Consider the following 16,441-nt stretch of genomic DNA (forward strand, 5'->3'; position numbering starts at 1 on the left):
CAACAACAAATATCTCGGGGGGGCGGGCTCTCCCCGCCGTTCACCCCCCCCCCCCCCCACGCTTTCGTGGTCGTCTCCCAGTCGCACGAGGCTCTCAGCCCCGCGCGGCTCTCAGCCCCACATGGCTCTCAGCCCCGCGCGGCCAGGAGCCGTCAGGTCGGCTGTATGAAGGCGCGCGGCGCCGGGGTCTCAGCGGCGTGGGGGTAGGCGGCCGTCCGGTGCTGGAACGAGAGGATCTTCGGGTTCAGGACAACGCCGTCCTGGATCTCGATGGCGTTCCTGATCGTGGCGTCGGTCTCCCAGGACGTGGGACCGGCCATGACCGTGCGCAGGTAGGGGAGGAGCGCCTCGCTGTTCTCCCACGTGGCGGAGTTCCACAGATGGGACGGGCTGTGATCCACCGCGTAGTAGTGGCAGCCGGGTCCCACCGTGTGCATCGGCTCTCCGAAGGAGGTCGGACGGGCCCATTCGAAGCCCATGCCCTCGTCGCAGGAGACGTCGATGAAGAAGGTGCCCGGCCGGAACGAGGCGAGTTCCTGTTCGGTGACGAACATCAGCGGCGCGTCGGTGTCCTGCCGGACGCAGTTGACGATGATGTCGAACCCGGCGAGGTACTCCGCGAGCGGCACGGGGCGGGGCTCGGTGAGTGCCTGCAGGCGGGAAGGGTCGTCCTCCTGCTCCGCGAAATGGCCCATCACGACCGACGGCATCGGTGAGGCCACCGCCGCCGCCGCGCGCTGGGTGAGCACCGTGACGTCGGAGACCCCCATCGCGCCCAGGCCGGTGACCGCTCCGCGCGCCGTGGCACCGAAGCTGATGACCACCGCGCGCAGGCGTCGTCCGTAGCTTCCGGTCAGCCCGCCGAGCTGCAGGGCGTGCAACACCGAGGAGTAGCCGGCGAGTTCGTTGTTCTTGTGGAACACATGGACGCTGAAGGCGCCCGTGGATGTCCAGTGGTTCATGGCTTCCCAGGCGATGAGGGTCAGCCGTCGGTCGATGGCGATCTGCGTCATCTTCTCGTCCTGGACGCAGTGCGGCCATCCCCACAGCACTTGGCCCTCGCGCAGCGCGGCGACGTCCTCGTGCATCGGCTTGGGCAGCGTCACGATGTCGCACTCGGCGAGGATCTGCTCGCGGGAGCGCAGTCCGGCGACAAGCGGTCGCAGCGCCTCGTCGCCGATGCCGAACCGCTGGCCGTAGCCCTCTTCGAGGAAGATTCTCTCGCGTACGTCCGACGCGATCCGGTCGAGGTGGCCGGGGTGCAACGGCAGCCGGAACTCGTTCTCCTTGTGGGAGGAGGCGAGCACTCCCAGATTCATCAGGCCCATGAACGTCCTCGTCATTTAGTTTTCGTCGTTTTTGTCGTCACTGCTGCGTCCCGCGCAGACGGCGTCCCGGCGCCTGTCGGCGGCATCGGGCGAGGTGCCGGAGCTCCTCGGAAGGCCTCGGAGAGCCTCGGGAATGAGGAACGCAGCTACTGCGGGGCGCGGAACGGCGTGCGGACGACGGCGCGACAGTTCGAGCAGGAAAGCATGGGGCGGCTCTTTTCCGGCCGGACGCGACGTGCTCCGACATTGCCGTTCCCCGAGGGCGACGCCGAAACGGATGACGGCGTGCGAGGTGCGCTCGGTGCTGTAAATGTAACCTGCCGGCGTCCCGGAGGGTCGCGCACCCGTGCTCACCACCGCCGCGAGCACGCCCCCGTTGGGCTCAGGCCGTGGCCTCGGACGCCGGGCGCGGGTCGGTGGCCGTCTCGGTGTCGGGGCCGGTTTCCACCTCGCGTACGGGAATGAACGCCGCGACCACCGCCGCCGCGAGGCCCACTCCGCAGCCCATCAGCATGGCGGCTTTGAAGCCGTTCTCCGACGGCAGGAAGTGGCCGCCGAAGTCCGTCGTCATCTGGGCCAGGACCACGCCGATCACGGCCGCCGCCGCGGAGCTGCCGATCGAGCGCATCAGGGTGTTGAAGCTGTTGGCCGACGCGGTCTCCTCCTGCGGGACCGCGCCCATGATGAGCGCCGGCATCGCCCCGTACGCCAGACCGACGCCCGAGTTGCAGACGATGGTCACGGCCAGCAGGCCCCAGGTGGAGCCGAGCAGCAGCATGGAGGAGGCGTAGCCGAGGGAGATGACCAGGCTGCCGACGGCCAGGGTGACCTTGGGGCCGCGGGCGGCCGAGAGCTTGGCGCCGAGCGGTGCGAGGGCCATCATCATCAGGCCCGCCGGGGCCATCCACAGCCCCATGGCCATCATCGACTGACCCAGGCCGTAGCCGGTGGCCTCCGGCAGTTGCAGCAGCTGGGGAACGACCAGCGACTGGGCGTACATCGCGAAGCCGACGAGCACCGAAGCCGCGTTGGTCATCAGGATTTGCGGCCGGGCGGTGACGCGCAGGTCGACCAACGGCTCGTCGCTGCGCAGCTCCCACCGGCCCCAGGCCGGCAGGATGACGACCGCGGCGATGAACAGGCCGAGTGTGGTGCCGCTCGTCCAGCCCCAGTCGGAGCCCTTGGAGACGGCGAGCAGCAGGCAGACGAGGCCGCTGCCGAGGCCGATCGCGCCCAGCACGTCGAAGCGGGCCGAGCCGGTGCCCGCCCGGCCCGCGGGCACGAACAGCCAGGCCAGGACGGCGACCAGCAGGCTCAGGGCGGCGGCGACCCAGAACAGCACGCGCCAGCTGGCGTTCTCGGCGACCGCCGCGGAGAAGGGCAGGCCGAGCGCACCGCCCACGCCCATGGAGGCGCTCATCAGGGCGATGGAGGAGCCGAGCTTCTCGGGCGGCAGCACATCACGCAGGAGGCTGACGCCCAGGGGCACCACACCCATGCCGAGGCCCTGCAGTCCGCGGCCGACGATCATCGGCACCACGGAGGAGGCCAGCGCGCAGACCACCGAGCCGATGACAAGCGGCACCACGGAGACGAGCAGCATGCGCCGCTTGCCGTACATGTCACCGAGCCGCCCGGCCACGGGCGTCGCCACCGCTGCCGAGAGCAGGGTGGCCGTGACGACCCAAGAGGCGTTCGAGGGACTGGTGTCGAGCATGCGAGGGAGGTCGCCGATCAGGGGCACCACCAGCGTCTGCATGACGGCGGCCACGATGCCCGCGAGGGCGAGTACCCCGACGACACGCCCTGGGCGGACATCGGGGCGGACCTCGGGGCGGGCATCGGGCTTCGAGCTGACCACTGGCTTCTCCTTCGGCTTTCCGGGCAGCGCCTGGACGACTTCCAGGCGACTTCCGGACTGTCCGGTGAGCTGAGGGCCATCAGGCGGACGACCTGACGGCAATGCGATATGCACTATACATATAGAGTGCATGATGCATACGCCTAGTAGAATGCCCTCATGGAAAAGCCCGGTCGCCGCATGGACAAGCTCGCCGACCGCACGGAGAAGCCAGTGCGGCGGGTCGAATTCGAGACGATGCTGCTCGGACGGCACTCACACCTGTTCAACCCCCGCACACGCTCCTCCGGCGGGCGCCTGGACCGCAGCGCGTACATCCTGCTCAGTCGCATCCAGATGGACGGACCCATGTCCATCGGCCAGCTCACCGACGCCTTCGGCCTCGACGCCTCGACCCTGAACCGGCAGACCGCGGCCATGATGCGAAGCGGTCTCGTCGAGCGCATCCCGGACCCCGACGGCGGCATGGCCCGCAAGTTCCGCATCTCCGCCGAGGGCGCGCGCCAACTCGACGCCGACCGGGCCGAGTACACCCAAGGCCTTGAAAAGGTCATGGACGACTGGTCGGCGGAGGACGTGGCGGCGTTCGCGGGCTTTCTCCAGCGCTTCAACACCGACATCGAGCGCCTGGAGGGCCACCCCTGGCCGCGCCCGTGAACCACTCTGGTCGGCGGGTGCCCGTGAACCCTTCCAGTCCGCGGTCCGCGGGGAACTACTCCCGCGGATGACGAGGCGGGCCCGAGTACTGCCAGATCAGTACGCCGAATTGACTGCAGGCGTACGACGACCGGACCCCCTGCGCCCGGAGAGCCTGTGGAGGTACCCGAGACCAGATCTGGAGACCTCTGCCCGTGGCTACTCTTCTCTATCGCCTTGGCCGTCTGGCCTTCCGGCGGCGCTGGTACGTCGCCCTGCTGTGGGCGGCGGTCCTCGGTGCCGTCGGCTTCGGCGCGGCCACGGCGCCCGCCGCCCCGGACGAGGGCAACTCCATGCCGGGCATCGAGTCCCAGCAGGCGTTCGACCTGATGGAGCAGCGCTTCCCCGGGGCCGCGGCCGACGGGGCGAGCGCGCGGATCGTCTTCGTCGCCCCAGACGGGCAGAAGGTCACCGCCACCGAGAACCGCAGGGCCGTCGAGAAGTTCGTGGACGAGGCTGCCGACGGGCCCCAAGTCGCCCAGGCAGCCGACCCCTTCAAGGTGCGGGCGGTGAGCGAGGACGACTCGACGGCGTACGCGACGGTCAGCTACGAGGTGGAGGCCGACGCCCTCACCGACCGCAGCAAGACCGTCCTTGAGGACGCCATGGAGGAGGCCCGGGACGCGGGCCTGACCGTCGAGGCAGGCGGAAACGCGCTCGCCACCCAGCCCGCGGCGGGCGGGGCGGCCGAGGGGATCGGCGTCGCCATCGCGGCCGTCGTCCTGCTGATCACCTTCGGCTCGCTGGCCGCGGCCGGGCTTCCGCTGCTCACCGCGATCATCGGCGTAGGCGTCAGCATGGCCTCGATCCTGGCCTTGGGCAGCACGTTCGGCCTCTCCGCGACGACCGGAACCCTCGCCACGATGCTCGGCCTCGCCTGCGGCATCGACTACGCCCTGTTCATCGTCTCCCGCTACCGGGAAGAGCGGGCCAAGGGGCACGCGCCCCGGGAGGCGGCGGGCCTCGCCGCGGGCACGGCCGGTTCCGCGGTCGTCTTCGCCGGGCTCACCGTGGTCATCGCGCTCGCCGGGCTCTCGGTGGTCGGCATTCCGATGCTGACCAAGATGGGTCTGGCCGCCGCCGGAGCGGTCGTCGTCTCCGTCGTCATCGCGCTCACCCTCGTACCGGCCCTGCTCGGCCTGTGGCCGGACGCCGTCCTTTCCCGCTCCACTCGCAAGCCCTCCTCCCGCACGCGCTTCCCCCGCCCGCGCTTCGCCCGCAAGCGCGGCGGGTCCACGGAAGGTGGCGAGGGCAACGGCGGCACCCGCTGGGCCAGGTTCGTCCTGCGCCGACCCGTCCCCGTGCTCCTCGCATCCGTCGCCGGGCTCGGCGCGCTCGCCCTGCCGGTGCTCGATCTCCAGCTGGGCATGCCCGGGGACGAGTCCAAGCCCACCTCGACCACGGAACGCCGCGCCTACGACGCCCTGGCCGACGGCTTCGGTCCCGGGTTCAACGGACCGCTGACCATCGTCGTCGATGCCAAGGGGGCAGCCGACCCGAAGGCCGCGGTGACGACGATCGAGCAGCGCGTCGGCGCCACGGAGGGGGTCGTGTCCGTATCGGCCGCGCGGTTCAACCCCGCCGGTGACACCGCGATGTTCACCGCCGTGCCGGCCGCCGCTCCCACCGATCAGAAGACCAAGGACCTCGTCCACGGCATCCGCGGCGACCGTTCCGGGATCGAGTCCACCACCCAGGGGGCCACCTTCGAGGTCACCGGCACCACCGCGATGAACATCGACATGGCCCAGAAGGTCCAGGACGCGCTGATTCCGTACCTCGCCGTCGTGGTGGGGCTGGCCGTGCTGCTCCTGATGGTGGTCTTCCGCTCCGTCCTCGTACCGGTCAAGGCGGCCCTCGGCTTCCTCCTGTCGGTCGGCGCCGCCCTCGGCTCGGTCGTCGCGGTCTTCCAGTGGGGCTGGGGGGCCGGGCTCCTCGGCGTCGAACAGACCGGGCCGGTCATGAGTCTTATGCCGATCTTCCTGGTGGGCATCGTCTTCGGGCTCGCCATGGACTACGAGGTGTTCCTCGTCGCGCGCATGCGCGAGGCGTACGTGCACGGGGACCGGCCGGACCAGGCGGTCGTCAGCGGCTTCCGGTACAGCGCGCGTGTCGTGGTGGCGGCCGCGCTGATCATGATGGCGGTCTTCTCCGGGTTCATAGGCGCCGGCGAGTCCATGATCAAGGCGATCGGGTTCGGACTCGCCGTGGCTGTCCTGTTCGACGCGTTCGTCGTCCGCATGGCGCTCGTCCCCGCCGTCCTCGCCCTGCTCGGCAGGGCGGCGTGGTGGCTGCCGCGTCCGCTGGACCGGCTGCTGCCCCGCGTCGACGTGGAGGGGGAGGCGCTCAGCCGCCGGTCCACCGTCCTTCCGGCCCCCGCCCGGACGGCCGATCGCGAGTCGGTGCGGACCTGACGAACCGTGTCACGAACCGCGTAACGGACCGCCCGGCGGACCGGCCGGGCGCAGGACCGCCCGTGCGGGACACGGGGCGGCCCTGCGCCCGTCGGGACGCCGCGTGGCCGACGATGGCCCAAGAACCCTGATCGGAGAACTCGATGCTCACAAGATGGCAGCGTCACGCGGCGGCCCATCCACGCGCCGCCGACGCGGCCGTGGCGCTGCTGCTGTTCGGTGTCTCCTTCTCCGGCAGCGTGCTCAGCACCACCGAGCCCTCCCACCGGCCCGCGTGGTGGACCGGCGTGCTGATCTCGGCGGTCGGCTGCACGGCCCTGTTGTGGCAGCGCAGTCGTCCCCGCGTCGTCGTCGCCGTGACCACGATCTGCGCCATGGGCGCGAGCGCGTTGGGTTTCCTGCTGACGCCGCTGCTCCTGGGCCCGGTCATGGTGGCGCTCTACTGGCTGGCTGCCGCCAGCGACCGGCAGGTCACCCGCGGGTACACGCTCGCCGTCGCCGTACTGGTGGGAGCCACGGCCCTGTTCGCGGACGCCGTCAACCACTCGCTGCTGCTCAAGACCCTCAACCCCGTCGCCTGGATTCTGCTGTCAGCCGTGTTCGGCAGCGGCGTGCAGCTGCGCCGTGCCTACCTGGAGTCGCTGCAGGTCCGCGCCGCCCACGCCGAACGCATCCGCATCGCCCGGGAATTGCACGACGTCGTCGCCCACCACCTGACCCTGGCCAACGCCCAGGCCGGTACGGCCGCGCACCTCGCAGCCACCCATCCCGGCCAGGCGAAGCAAATCCTCACGGATCTCACCGGCACCACCGCGACGGCGCTGCGGGAACTCAAGGCCACCGTCGGACTGCTGCGCCAGGCGAGCGACACCGACACCCCCCTGGAGCCGTCCCCAGGACTCGCCCGGCTCGCCGACCTCACCGCATCGTTCGCCTCCACCGGGCTCACGGTCACCATCACCACGGAGGGTGAGCCGCAGCCGCTCTCGGCGGCGGTCGATCTGACAGCATTTCGGATCGTGCAGGAAGCACTCACCAACGTCAGCAAACACGCCCACACGGAGACGGCATACGTCCATCTGAGCCACGCCCCCGACGGCCTGACCCTCAAGGTCACCGACGAGGGCCGTCCCACAGACCCCGGCATACCCGCCGCCGGACACGGCTTCGGCCTCATCGGCATGCGGGAACGCGCCCACTCCGTCGGCGGTCACCTGCACGCCGGCCACCGTCCTGAAGGCGGTTTCGAAGTCACCGCCCACCTGCCGCCGCACCCCGAGAACCCGGAAGAGAACCGCACCACATGACCCTCCGCGTCCTGCTTGCCGACGACCAGGCCCTCCTCCGGGCGACCTTCCGCATCCTGATCGACTCCTGCGACGACATGGAGGTGGTCGCCGAGGCCACCGACGGCGAGGAAGCCCTCGAACTCACCCGGACCCACCGCCCCGACCTCGCCCTCATGGACATCCGCATGCCGGGCACCGACGGCCTGGCCGCGACCGCCCGCATCTGCGCCGACCCGGACCTCGCCGCCACCCGCGTTCTCATCCTCACGACCTTCGAGACCGACGAGTACGTCGCCCAGGCCCTGCGCGCCGGAGCGAGCGGGTTCCTCGGCAAGGACGTGGGTGTCGACGAACTCCTGGGCGCGATCCGCACCGTGGTGGCGGGCGAATCGCTGCTCTCCCCGTCGGCCACGCGCGCCCTCATCACCCGCTTCCTCGCCACCCCCGAGCCCGGCGGCCACCTGGCGCCGCCCGAGAGCCTCGCCGCGCTCACCGCCCGCGAGCGGGAGGTGATGGCCATGGTCGCCGAGGGGAAGTCCAACGCCGAGATCGCCGAGGTGCTCTTCGTCAGCCCGCTGACGGTACGCACGCACGTCCAGCGCGCCATGACCAAGCTGGATGCCCGTGACCGCGCCCAACTGGTCGTCATCGCCTACCAGTCGGGCCTCGTCCGCCCGGCGCCGCCCCTCTGCTGAGTGCAGGACTTGCCGAGCGCAGGACTTGCCGGGTTCAGGTCTTGCCGGGTTCAGGACCTCCCGAACCCGTGCGTCGCTGCTTGAGCCGGTCCCTCACTTCTTGAGACCGTCCATCGCCGCGCGCGTGTCGGACTTGAGCATCTCCTCGACCTCCGAAGCGGTCGGCGGCTCGGTCTTGTCGTCCGCGCCGCCGTAGTAGCTCCAGCGCGTCTCGATCGTGAACCAGCCCTCCCGCACGGCGAGCGTCATGCCGCTGAGGTCGTCGTCGCCCGTGCCGCTCATGTCGGTCACCAGGTACGCCTCGTCGCCGAGGCCGCTCACGGCCTTGGTCTGGTAGGTGTACGTCTTCTGCGACTGGTCCTCGTAGGCCTTCTGCTCCGAGGCGAACTCGCCCTCCGGGTCGGTCGCCTTGTGCCACCGGGCGGTGGAGTAGACGTAGATGCTCGCATACGAGTCGGCGTCCGCCTCCGGGTCCTTGAGCTTGCGGCTGCAGTAGCTCTGATCGAGCCCCTTCTGCCGTGAGCCGTAACGGGTGGTCGAGGTCGAGTCCGAGTCGATCTCGTACTTCTTCTTGAAGGCGTCGAGAGGGGAGACGTCGCAGAGGTTCTTGGCGTACTGGTATCCGGCGAGGTCCGCCTTCGCGTCGTCGCCGCTGCCGGAGCTCTCGGAGCCGAGGTTGCCGGTGGCGAAGAGCCCGCCCGCCCACAGGGCCGACGCGACCACGACGCCGCCGATGCCCCACACCCAGCCGGGCGTGGGCCTGCGTGGGCCGGACGGCGGCGCCGGCGGTGCGGGCGGCTGGCCGTAGGGGCCCGGCTGCTGTCCGTACGGGCCGGGCGGCTGACCGAAGGGCTGCGGCGCGCCTGGGGGCGGCACGGCGCCTGGGGGCTGCTGGTACGGATTCGGGGTTTGCTGGTACGGGTTCGGCGGGTTGGGTTGATTCGGTTGATTCGGTTGATTCGGTTGGTTGGGCTGGGGGTTCGGTATCGACATAGGCGGCAATGTACCGCTGGCCCGGGGGTCGTCGGACGTGGCCCGGACCTGGTCGTCCCAGGGATGGTCGGCTCAAGTAAGGTCACCCTTAGCCGTGCGTACGCAGTGACCCCTGGAGGCTCCCCCATGCCGCTCACCGCTCCTCCCGACGGGGCGACCCGCCGACCGCCCCGCATCCCGCGGCCGCGGCCTGTCGAGCGCGCGGACAGTGCGTGGGTGGGCCGGGCCGTGGAGCGGGGCGGCGACTTCTGGTGCGCCGTGCGGGCGGCCGGCGGGGCGCCGGTCGTAGAGCCGGATCCGCAGGGCGACGACGAGCACCGGGTGGTCACCTTCCTGTGGCGCGGCACGGACGCGACACGCGCCGTCCTTGTGCTGCCGAACAAGATCGTCGACCCGCGTGACATGGCCCCCAACCTGATGGAGCGGGTGCCGGGCACGGACGTCTGGCACTGGTCGATCCGGATGCGCGCGGACTGGCGGGCGACCTACAGCCTGTGCGTGGACGAGGGGGGCGGCCCCGAAGGTGACGCCGCGTACTGGCCCTGGCTACGGGGACAGCAGCGGACCGATCCGCTCAACTCGCGTACGCTCACCCGGCGTTGGGGCGGCGATCCGGTCTCGTACGTCGAGCTGCCGCAGGCGCCGGCAGGCGACGACTGGCAGCGCCGCGACGGCGTCGCCCGCGGCACCGTCAGCGCGCACACCGTCCGGAGCGCACTCCTCGGCAACGAACGGCGGGTGCACCTGTACGAGCCGCCGGGCGGTGGGCGTGACCTGCCCGTCCTGGTGCTCATGGACGGTGAGATGTGGCAGCCGGGCCTGGATGTCGCGACGCTCCTGGACAATCTCATCGCCGACGGCCGTATCCCGCCCCTGGCCGCCCTGCTGCCCGAATCCCTGAGCGCCGACCAGCGCTGGGCCGAACTCGCCTGCAACGAACGGTTCGTCCGGTTCCTGCAGACCGAGCTGCTGCCCTGGGCGGGCGAGCGGCTGTCCCTGACCGATGATCCGGCAAGGACCGTCGTCGCCGGTCAGAGCCTCGGCGGGCTCACCGCCGCGTACGCCGCCGTGATGGCGCCGGGGCGGTTCGGCCGGGTCCTGGCGCAGTCGGGGTCCTTCTGGTGGCCGGACGGTCCCGACCTCGAACGCTCCGAGTGGCTGACGGGACGCATCGCCGAGAGCGAGCGGCTGCCCGTCCGCTTCTGGCTCTCGGCCGGCGAGCAGGAGTGGGTCGCGCTGCCCGCCATGCGCAGGCTGCGGGCCACCTTGCGGGAGAAGGGGTACGAAGACGCCGTGTACCGCGAGTTCAACGGCGGGCACGACTACCTGTGCTGGCGCACCGAGCTGGCGGACGGTCTTGTCGGGCTGCTCGGTGCGGAATCCGAGGGGGAGTCGGTGGCGGCGACCGCCGCCGCGTAGCCCTCGAGTGCCGTGAGTTCCGTGCGGAGCTGCCCTGGAGCGGTGAACCCAGGGCGGCGCTGCCCCGGAGCGGTGAGGGGCGGCCCGCCAGGTTCCAGGTCCTCTGGCCGGAAAGCTCGGCGGTGACGTCCGCAAGGTGTTCAGGGTGTGAGGGAGTCCTTGATGGCGATCGCCGCCGCATAGCCCTCGGGGGTCGCCACGTCCTCTACCGTCCAGCCCTGGACCTCGACAGGGGTGGGGGCCGTGCCCACCAGGAGCGATGCCATCCGGCCCCCGGCCAGTCCCTCGCCCGTTCCCTTGAGGCATGCCTCCTTGCGTGTCCAGCAGCGGGCGAAGGCCAAAGGGCGGTCCGATGGCGGGAGTTCGGCCAGCTCGGTCTGTTCCCGGGGGTGCAGGGACCTCGCCACGTCGGCCACCACGCTTCCCGACGGCAGCCGCTCGACATCGGCGCCGACCGGCCGGTCCGCGAAGGCGAGCAGGGCGAGGCCGTCCGTGTGGGACAGCGAGAAGTGCGGGCCCACACCTCCGGCCACCGCGGGGCGGCCGTGCGGGTCACCGCACAGCGGGCACGGCAGCCGCATCAGCTCCACCGCCGCCGGATCGACGCCGAGGTACCGGCCGAGCCGCCGCCGCAGCGCGGTGTGCGCCGCCGCGTACAGCTCCCGGTCCGCCGGGCGCCGCAGCGCCGCCGCCCGGCGCCGCTCCTCCGCGTCGAGGAGCGACACGTCGAGCGGCGCCGGGCGGACCAGCTGGATCTCCGTCACGCGGGCGGATCCTGGAGGCGGGCCACGCAACGGCCGTACGTCTCCGGGCCGTACACCGTGGCCCAGCCCTCGGGCACGTGGCGGAAGACCGGCCACAGGGAGTGTTCGCCGAGCGCGTTCTCCAGGATCACATGGGTCGGCTCGGTGCCGGTGCCGGTATCGGCACCGGTGTTGACCGGGCCGAAGGGGCCGGATGTCGTCGTCATGCGTGGTCCAGCTCCTTGAGACGGGCGGCGAGGACGGCGCAGACCTCGTCGAGGCGGCGCGGCTGGGTCAGCTCCGGGTGCAGGCAGTCCACGTCGTGGTTGCTGATCGATCCGCTGACGTACGGCGCCCAGGCCTCCCTCGTCAGCCAGTCCTCGGCGCGCGGTGCGGCCGCCGTGAAGAACAGGGCGTCGCCGTCGAAGAGGCGGTGGTCGTGCTCACGCATCAGGCGGGCGTTGTTGACCACGATGTCGAGGACCGCCGACAGCGTACGGTCGGGCAGGCCCGCGAGAGCGCTGCCCTCGCGCTGGAGCGTGGCCAGGACGTCCTCACGGGTCATCTCGTCCGTACGGTCGTAGCCGGCCATCCGCAGCAGCGCCGCCAGGGCGTCCGCCTCTTCCGGGACCACGGCGTCGCGCCACTGGTCGGAGGGGTAGGCGTCGAGCAGCGCGAGCAACTCGACCTCCTCGCCCGCCTCTTGCAGGAGTACGGCGACGGTGTGGGCGAGGACACCGCCGACCGACCAGCCGAGCAGCCGGTAGGGGCCGTGCGGCCGAACCGCGCGCAGTGCGGCGACGTACTCGGCCGCCATCTCCTCCATCGTGGAGGGGAGTTCGCCCTCGCCGTGCAGGCCGCGCGCCTGGAGGCCGTACACCGGCTGCCCCGGGTCGAGCCGCGAGAGCAGTCCCGAGTAGCACCAGCTCATGCCGCCCGCCGGGTGGAAGGCGAACAGTGGGGCGCGGTCGCCGCCCGCGCGCAGCGGAAGCAGCACGTCCAGGGAGTGGTCGGCCTCGCTGTGGTCCGCGTCCAGGTGGGCGGCGAGCGCCGCCGGGGTCTGCGCCTGGAACAGCGTGCCGATGGTGAGCTCGGCGCCCAGCGTGTCACGCACCCTGGCGACCAGGCGGGCCGCGAGGAGCGAGGTGCCGCCCAGGTCGAAGAAGGCGTCGTCCACACCGAGGTGGGGAACTCCGAGGATCTCGGCGAAGAGCCGGGTGAGCGTCTCCTCGCGGTGGCCGCTCGGCACCCGCCCGCCGTCGCCCGCCCCCTCGAAGGCGGGAGCGGGCAGAGCGCGCCGGTCCAGCTTGCCGTTCGGGCTGAGCGGGAAGTCGTCAAGGACGAGGATCGCGCCCGGCACCATGTAGTCGGGCAGCGTGCGGGTCAGCCGGGCGCGCAGCTCCTCGGGATCGGGGGCGGGGGCGGCCCCTGTGTCGGAGGGCGTCACGTACCCCACTAGGCGCTGGTCGCCCGGACGGTCCTCGCGGACCAGGACGCTGGCCGCCCCCACCGTCGGATCGGCGGCCAACTCCGCCTCGATCTCGCCCAGTTCTATGCGCAGGCCGCGCAGCTTCACCTGATGGTCGGTGCGGCCCAGGTACTCGATCTCGCCGTGCTCGGTCCAGCGCGCCAGGTCGCCCGTGCGGTACATGCGGGTGCCGGGCGCGCCGAAGGGGTCGGCGACGAAACGGGACGCGGTCAGTTCGGGCCGCCCCAGGTACTCGGCTGCGAGCTGGGTGCCCGCCAGGTACAACTCGCCCTGGATGCCGGGCGGGCACGGCTGGAGCGCCGCGTCGAGAACGTACAGCCGCGTGTTCCAGACGGGCTTGCCGATCGGCACCGGGCCCGTCGCGTCCGTGGCGCACGGGTGGTACGTCACGTCGACGGCCGCCTCGGTCGGGCCGTACAGGTTGTGCAGCGGTACGCCGTCGAGCACGCGCCCGAACTCCCGCACGGTCTCGCGCGGCAACGCCTCACCGCTGCAGAAGACGTGCCGCAGACCCGTGCAGTGCGCGGCGGCGGGCTCGGACAGGAACACCTGGAGCATGGACGGCACGAAGTGGCAGACGCTCACGTCCTGTTCGCGGATGACGCGGGCCAGGTACGCCGGGTCCTTGTGGCCGCCGGGCTCGGCGACGACGAGTGTCGCGCCCACCCGCAGCGCCCAGAAGAACTCCCACACCGACACGTCGAATCCGGACGGCGTCTTCTGCAACACGCGGTCCCCGGCGGCCAGTTCGTACTGGTCCTGCATCCAGCGCAGCCGGTTGTCGATCGCCGAGTGCGGCACCACGACGCCCTTGGGGCGGCCGGTCGACCCGGACGTGTAGATGACATAGGCGGGGTGGTGCGGAGTGAGCGCACGCGGCGGGTCGTACGTCCCGTACGGAGCCGTGTCCAGGACGTCCAGGGCGACGAGCGGGACGCCCGACGCGGGCACCCGGTCGGCGCGGTCGGCGATCACGCAGGCCGGGCCCGCGTCGTCCAGCATGTACGCGAGGCGGTCCGCCGGGTAGTCCGGGTCCAGCGGGAGATAGGCGCCGCCCGCCTTCAGCACGGCGAGGAGCGTGATGACCAGGTCCAGGGAACGGGGGACGGCGACCGCCGCGAGGGCGCCCGGACGTACGCCGGCCTCGATGAGACGGTGGGCGAGGCGGTTGGCGCGGGCGTTCAGCTCGGCGTAGGTGAGCTCCTGGTCGCCGAAGACCAGGGCGATGGCGTCCGGGGTGCGCACCGCCTGGCCCTCGATCGGGCCGATCAGGGTGGTGGGCGGCACCGGGTGCTTGGTGGCGTTGAACTCGTCGACGACCAGTGTGAGTTCACCGCGGCGGGCGATCGTGTGCTCCGCCAGCGGGACATGCGGTCCCGCATCGGCGATGCGCTCCAGGAGTTCCATGAAGCGAGCCTGGTGGACGCCGAGTTCGTCCGGCTCGTACAGGGCGGGATTGCCGTCGTAGTCGATGCGCAGACCGCTGCCGTCGGCGCGGTCGTAGACGTTGACCGTGAGGTCGTCGACCGGGCCCGCCGACAGGTTGTGGGCGTCCGTGCGGGCGCCCGCGAAGGTCAGGCCGTAGTCGAACGGCATGACGTTGATCAGCGGCCCGACCAGGGACCGGCCCTCACCGAGGAGGCCGAGGTCGCGGCGGATGTCCTCGTAGCGGTAGCGCTGGTGACGGCGGGCGGCGCGGATGCCGAGCACCACCTGCCGGGTCAGCTCGGCGAAGGTCGCCTGCGGGGTCACGGTGAGCCGCAGCGGCAGCACGTTCATCACCATGCCGGGCACGCGGAGGGCCACTGAACCCATGCGGCCCATCATCGGCAGGCCGAGCACCACCTCGGCGGAGCCGGTGGCCCGGGAGACGTACAGGGCCTGCGCGGCGACGAGCACCTCCGGCCAGGTCGCCCGCATCGAGGACGCCGACTCCCGCAGCCGCGCGGTCGCCTCGGGGGAGAGGCGGGCGCTGCGGCGGTGGAAGGTGCGGGACGGCAGCGCGGTGCGTCCGGCCAGGTTGGGGGCGTCGGGACGGTCCGCGAAGGCGCCGTCCCAGTAGCGGCGGTCCGTCTCGAACGTCTCCGAGGCGCGGTAGGCGGTGTCCTCGGCGACCAGGTCCTCGAGCCGCCCGAAGGGGCTCTCGCCGGGCTCCTCGCCCGCGGCGAGCGCGGTGTAGACCTCGGCGGTGCGGCGGGCGAGCAGCGAGTAGCCGAAGCCGTCCATCACGATGTGGTGCACCCGCTGGTACCAGAGCCACCGCTCGTCGCCGACGCGGAACAGCGCGTGCGCGAACAGCGGACCGGCCGCCAGGTCGAACGGCGTGGCCAGGTCCTCGCGCATCCACGCCTGCGCCTCGGCGTCCGGGTCGGAGGCGGCGCGCAGGTCGCGCACCTTCAGCGGAAGCGTCGGGTCGACGACCTCCAACTGGCTCGGCCCTTCGGCCCCTTCGATGATCCTCACGCGCAGGGCGTCGGCCTCGGACACCACCTGTCGCAGTGTCCGCGCGAACACCGACGGGTCGATGGGACCGTGGATCTCCAGGCACTCGGCCGTGTTCTGGGCCGGGCTGCCGGGGTCGAGGGCCTGAGCGAACCACATGCCCGACTGGGCAGCGGTGAGCCTCATGCGGAGGCTCCCAGAAGCGGCGCCCAGGCCTCGATGGCGGGCTGTTCGGCCAGGTCCACGAAGGTGGCCGTGATGTCGTGCTCGCGGCGCCAGCGCTCGATGAGCGACATGATGCGCACCGAGTCCAGACCGTAGTCGACGAGGTTCTCGTCGACCGGGATGTCGGCCGGGTCCTCGCCCAGGACGTCGGCGACGTCGGCCCGTATGAGTTCCACGCTGAGCGCCATGTCAGATCCCCTTCAGAACCGTGTCGGTGGTGGTGACGACCGCGCACCGGCCGGCCGCGTAGCGCAGGGCCATGTCGTGGTCCTCGCGGGAGAAGTCGGCCACGGCGTCCGCGACGACGAACGCCTGCACGTCACGCATCCAGGCGTCGCAGGCCGTCATCAGGACGCCGATGTGCGCGTACACGCCGACGATGACGATCTGGTCCCGGCCCGCCTCGCGCATGCGCTCCTCGAGGTCGGTGCGGACGTACGCGCTGTACTTCCACTTGGTGAGCACGGTGTCGCCGGGTTCCGGGGCGACCGGGCCCGCGATCGCCTTCGCGTGCTCGTCGTCGGGGAGCCCGGGGCCCCAGAAGTCCTGCTGGAGGCCGCGCTCGGCCGGCGACTGGCCGCCCGGCTGCGCGGAGTACAGGACGGGGATGCCGGCCGCTCGCGCCGCCTTCGCCAGCTCGCCGACGTTGGCGAGGAGTTCGGTCGTCGGCGAGGTGTCGGGCGTGTAGGCGGTCAGGAAGTGGTTCTGCAGGTCATGGACGAGCAGCACCGCCCGCTGCGGGTCGATGGTCCAGGAGACCCGGTTGTCGGGCAGCTCGTCGGACGAGGGCATCGGGTACGGCGTGACGGCGGGGAGCGCCATGGTGGGGGCCTTTCGGGAAACGCAA

The 16,441-nt window shown here is 71.5% G+C and carries 13 protein-coding genes; 5 read left to right on the forward strand and 8 right to left on the reverse strand.

All coding sequences use genetic code 11. The annotated features are described in order from the left end of the window. Nucleotides 1–152: 152 nt before the first annotated feature. Both AB0I94_RS27755 and AB0I94_RS27760 read right to left on the reverse strand, forming a co-directional pair. Complete coding sequence (locus AB0I94_RS27755) at nucleotides 153–1,328, reverse strand: N(5)-(carboxyethyl)ornithine synthase (RefSeq protein ID WP_363312467.1); 1,176 nt, start codon at nucleotides 1,326–1,328, stop codon at nucleotides 153–155. A gap of 382 nt (nucleotides 1,329–1,710) precedes the next feature. After that, nucleotides 1,711–3,189 (reverse strand): MFS transporter, encoded by a 1,479-nt coding sequence (locus AB0I94_RS27760; protein WP_363312411.1) that lies wholly within the window; start codon nucleotides 3,187–3,189, stop codon nucleotides 1,711–1,713. Between the two features lie 180 nt (nucleotides 3,190–3,369). On the opposite strand from AB0I94_RS27760, the gene AB0I94_RS27765 reads away from it, so the two are divergent. The 4 genes from AB0I94_RS27765 (at nucleotide 3,370) to AB0I94_RS27780 (ending at nucleotide 8,283) form a co-directional block, all read left to right on the forward strand. Further along, nucleotides 3,370–3,846, forward strand: a complete 477-nt coding sequence (locus AB0I94_RS27765) for a MarR family transcriptional regulator (RefSeq protein WP_363312468.1) — start codon at nucleotides 3,370–3,372, stop codon at nucleotides 3,844–3,846. A gap of 194 nt (nucleotides 3,847–4,040) precedes the next feature. Then, nucleotides 4,041–6,299, forward strand: a complete 2,259-nt coding sequence (locus AB0I94_RS27770; RefSeq protein WP_363312412.1) for an MMPL family transporter — start codon at nucleotides 4,041–4,043, stop codon at nucleotides 6,297–6,299. Between the two features lie 143 nt (nucleotides 6,300–6,442). Then, a complete protein-coding gene (locus AB0I94_RS27775) occupies nucleotides 6,443–7,606 on the forward strand; it encodes a sensor histidine kinase (protein WP_363312413.1) in 1,164 nt (387 codons plus the stop codon). Beyond that, the gene (locus AB0I94_RS27780; RefSeq protein ID WP_363312414.1) at nucleotides 7,603–8,283 is read left to right on the forward strand and encodes a response regulator transcription factor; all 681 of its coding nucleotides are present in this window, start codon (nucleotides 7,603–7,605) and stop codon (nucleotides 8,281–8,283) included. Before AB0I94_RS27775 ends, AB0I94_RS27780 begins: the two co-directional genes overlap by 4 nt. A 93-nt stretch (nucleotides 8,284–8,376) precedes the next feature. On the opposite strand, the gene AB0I94_RS27785 is transcribed toward AB0I94_RS27780, so the two are convergent. Then, nucleotides 8,377–9,159: a hypothetical protein gene (locus AB0I94_RS27785; protein WP_363312415.1), complete on the reverse strand. Its 783-nt coding sequence runs from the start codon at nucleotides 9,157–9,159 to the stop codon at nucleotides 8,377–8,379. 243 nt (nucleotides 9,160–9,402) lie between these two features. On the opposite strand from AB0I94_RS27785, the gene fes reads away from it, so the two are divergent. Further along, nucleotides 9,403–10,695, forward strand: a complete 1,293-nt coding sequence (gene fes / locus AB0I94_RS27790) for an enterochelin esterase (RefSeq protein ID WP_363312416.1) — start codon at nucleotides 9,403–9,405, stop codon at nucleotides 10,693–10,695. Nucleotides 10,696–10,835: 140 nt separating this feature from the next. On the opposite strand, the gene AB0I94_RS27795 is transcribed toward fes, so the two are convergent. The 5 genes from AB0I94_RS27795 to AB0I94_RS27815 are packed head-to-tail and all read right to left on the reverse strand — an operon-like array spanning nucleotide 10,836 to nucleotide 16,416. Continuing rightward, a complete protein-coding gene (locus AB0I94_RS27795) occupies nucleotides 10,836–11,459 on the reverse strand; it encodes a 4'-phosphopantetheinyl transferase superfamily protein (protein WP_363312417.1) in 624 nt (207 codons plus the stop codon). Beyond that, nucleotides 11,456–11,665, reverse strand: a complete 210-nt coding sequence (locus AB0I94_RS27800; RefSeq protein ID WP_363312418.1) for an MbtH family NRPS accessory protein — start codon at nucleotides 11,663–11,665, stop codon at nucleotides 11,456–11,458. Before AB0I94_RS27800 ends, AB0I94_RS27795 begins: the two co-directional genes overlap by 4 nt. Then, nucleotides 11,662–15,555, reverse strand: a complete 3,894-nt coding sequence (locus tag AB0I94_RS27805) for an amino acid adenylation domain-containing protein (protein WP_363312419.1) — start codon at nucleotides 15,553–15,555, stop codon at nucleotides 11,662–11,664. Before AB0I94_RS27805 ends, AB0I94_RS27800 begins: the two co-directional genes overlap by 4 nt. Then, entirely contained in the window at nucleotides 15,552–15,782 is a 231-nt protein-coding gene (locus tag AB0I94_RS27810) for a phosphopantetheine-binding protein (protein WP_160508472.1), read from the reverse strand. The genes AB0I94_RS27805 and AB0I94_RS27810 overlap by 4 nt, the downstream gene beginning before the upstream one ends. 1 nt (nucleotide 15,783) lies before the next feature. Next, nucleotides 15,784–16,416 (reverse strand): isochorismatase family protein, encoded by a 633-nt coding sequence (locus AB0I94_RS27815; protein ID WP_363312420.1) that lies wholly within the window; start codon nucleotides 16,414–16,416, stop codon nucleotides 15,784–15,786. Nucleotides 16,417–16,441: the final 25 nt, after the last annotated feature.

This window comes from Streptomyces sp. NPDC050147, assembly GCF_040660195.1.
Taxonomy (GTDB): Bacteria; Actinomycetota; Actinomycetes; order Streptomycetales; family Streptomycetaceae; genus Streptomyces.

Coding starts and splice junctions, on each gene's coding strand:
- AB0I94_RS27800 (WP_363312418.1), bottom strand. CDS start 11,665: ATGACGACGACATCCGGCCCCTTCGGCCCGGTCAACACCGGTGCCGAT.
- AB0I94_RS27755 (WP_363312467.1), bottom strand. CDS start 1,328: ATGGGCCTGATGAATCTGGGAGTGCTCGCCTCCTCCCACAAGGAGAAC.
- AB0I94_RS27765 (WP_363312468.1), top strand. CDS start 3,370: ATGGACAAGCTCGCCGACCGCACGGAGAAGCCAGTGCGGCGGGTCGAA.
- AB0I94_RS27810 (WP_160508472.1), bottom strand. CDS start 15,782: ATGGCGCTCAGCGTGGAACTCATACGGGCCGACGTCGCCGACGTCCTG.
- fes (WP_363312416.1), top strand. CDS start 9,403: ATGCCGCTCACCGCTCCTCCCGACGGGGCGACCCGCCGACCGCCCCGC.
- AB0I94_RS27775 (WP_363312413.1), top strand. CDS start 6,443: ATGCTCACAAGATGGCAGCGTCACGCGGCGGCCCATCCACGCGCCGCC.
- AB0I94_RS27780 (WP_363312414.1), top strand. CDS start 7,603: ATGACCCTCCGCGTCCTGCTTGCCGACGACCAGGCCCTCCTCCGGGCG.
- AB0I94_RS27815 (WP_363312420.1), bottom strand. CDS start 16,416: ATGGCGCTCCCCGCCGTCACGCCGTACCCGATGCCCTCGTCCGACGAG.
- AB0I94_RS27805 (WP_363312419.1), bottom strand. CDS start 15,555: ATGAGGCTCACCGCTGCCCAGTCGGGCATGTGGTTCGCTCAGGCCCTC.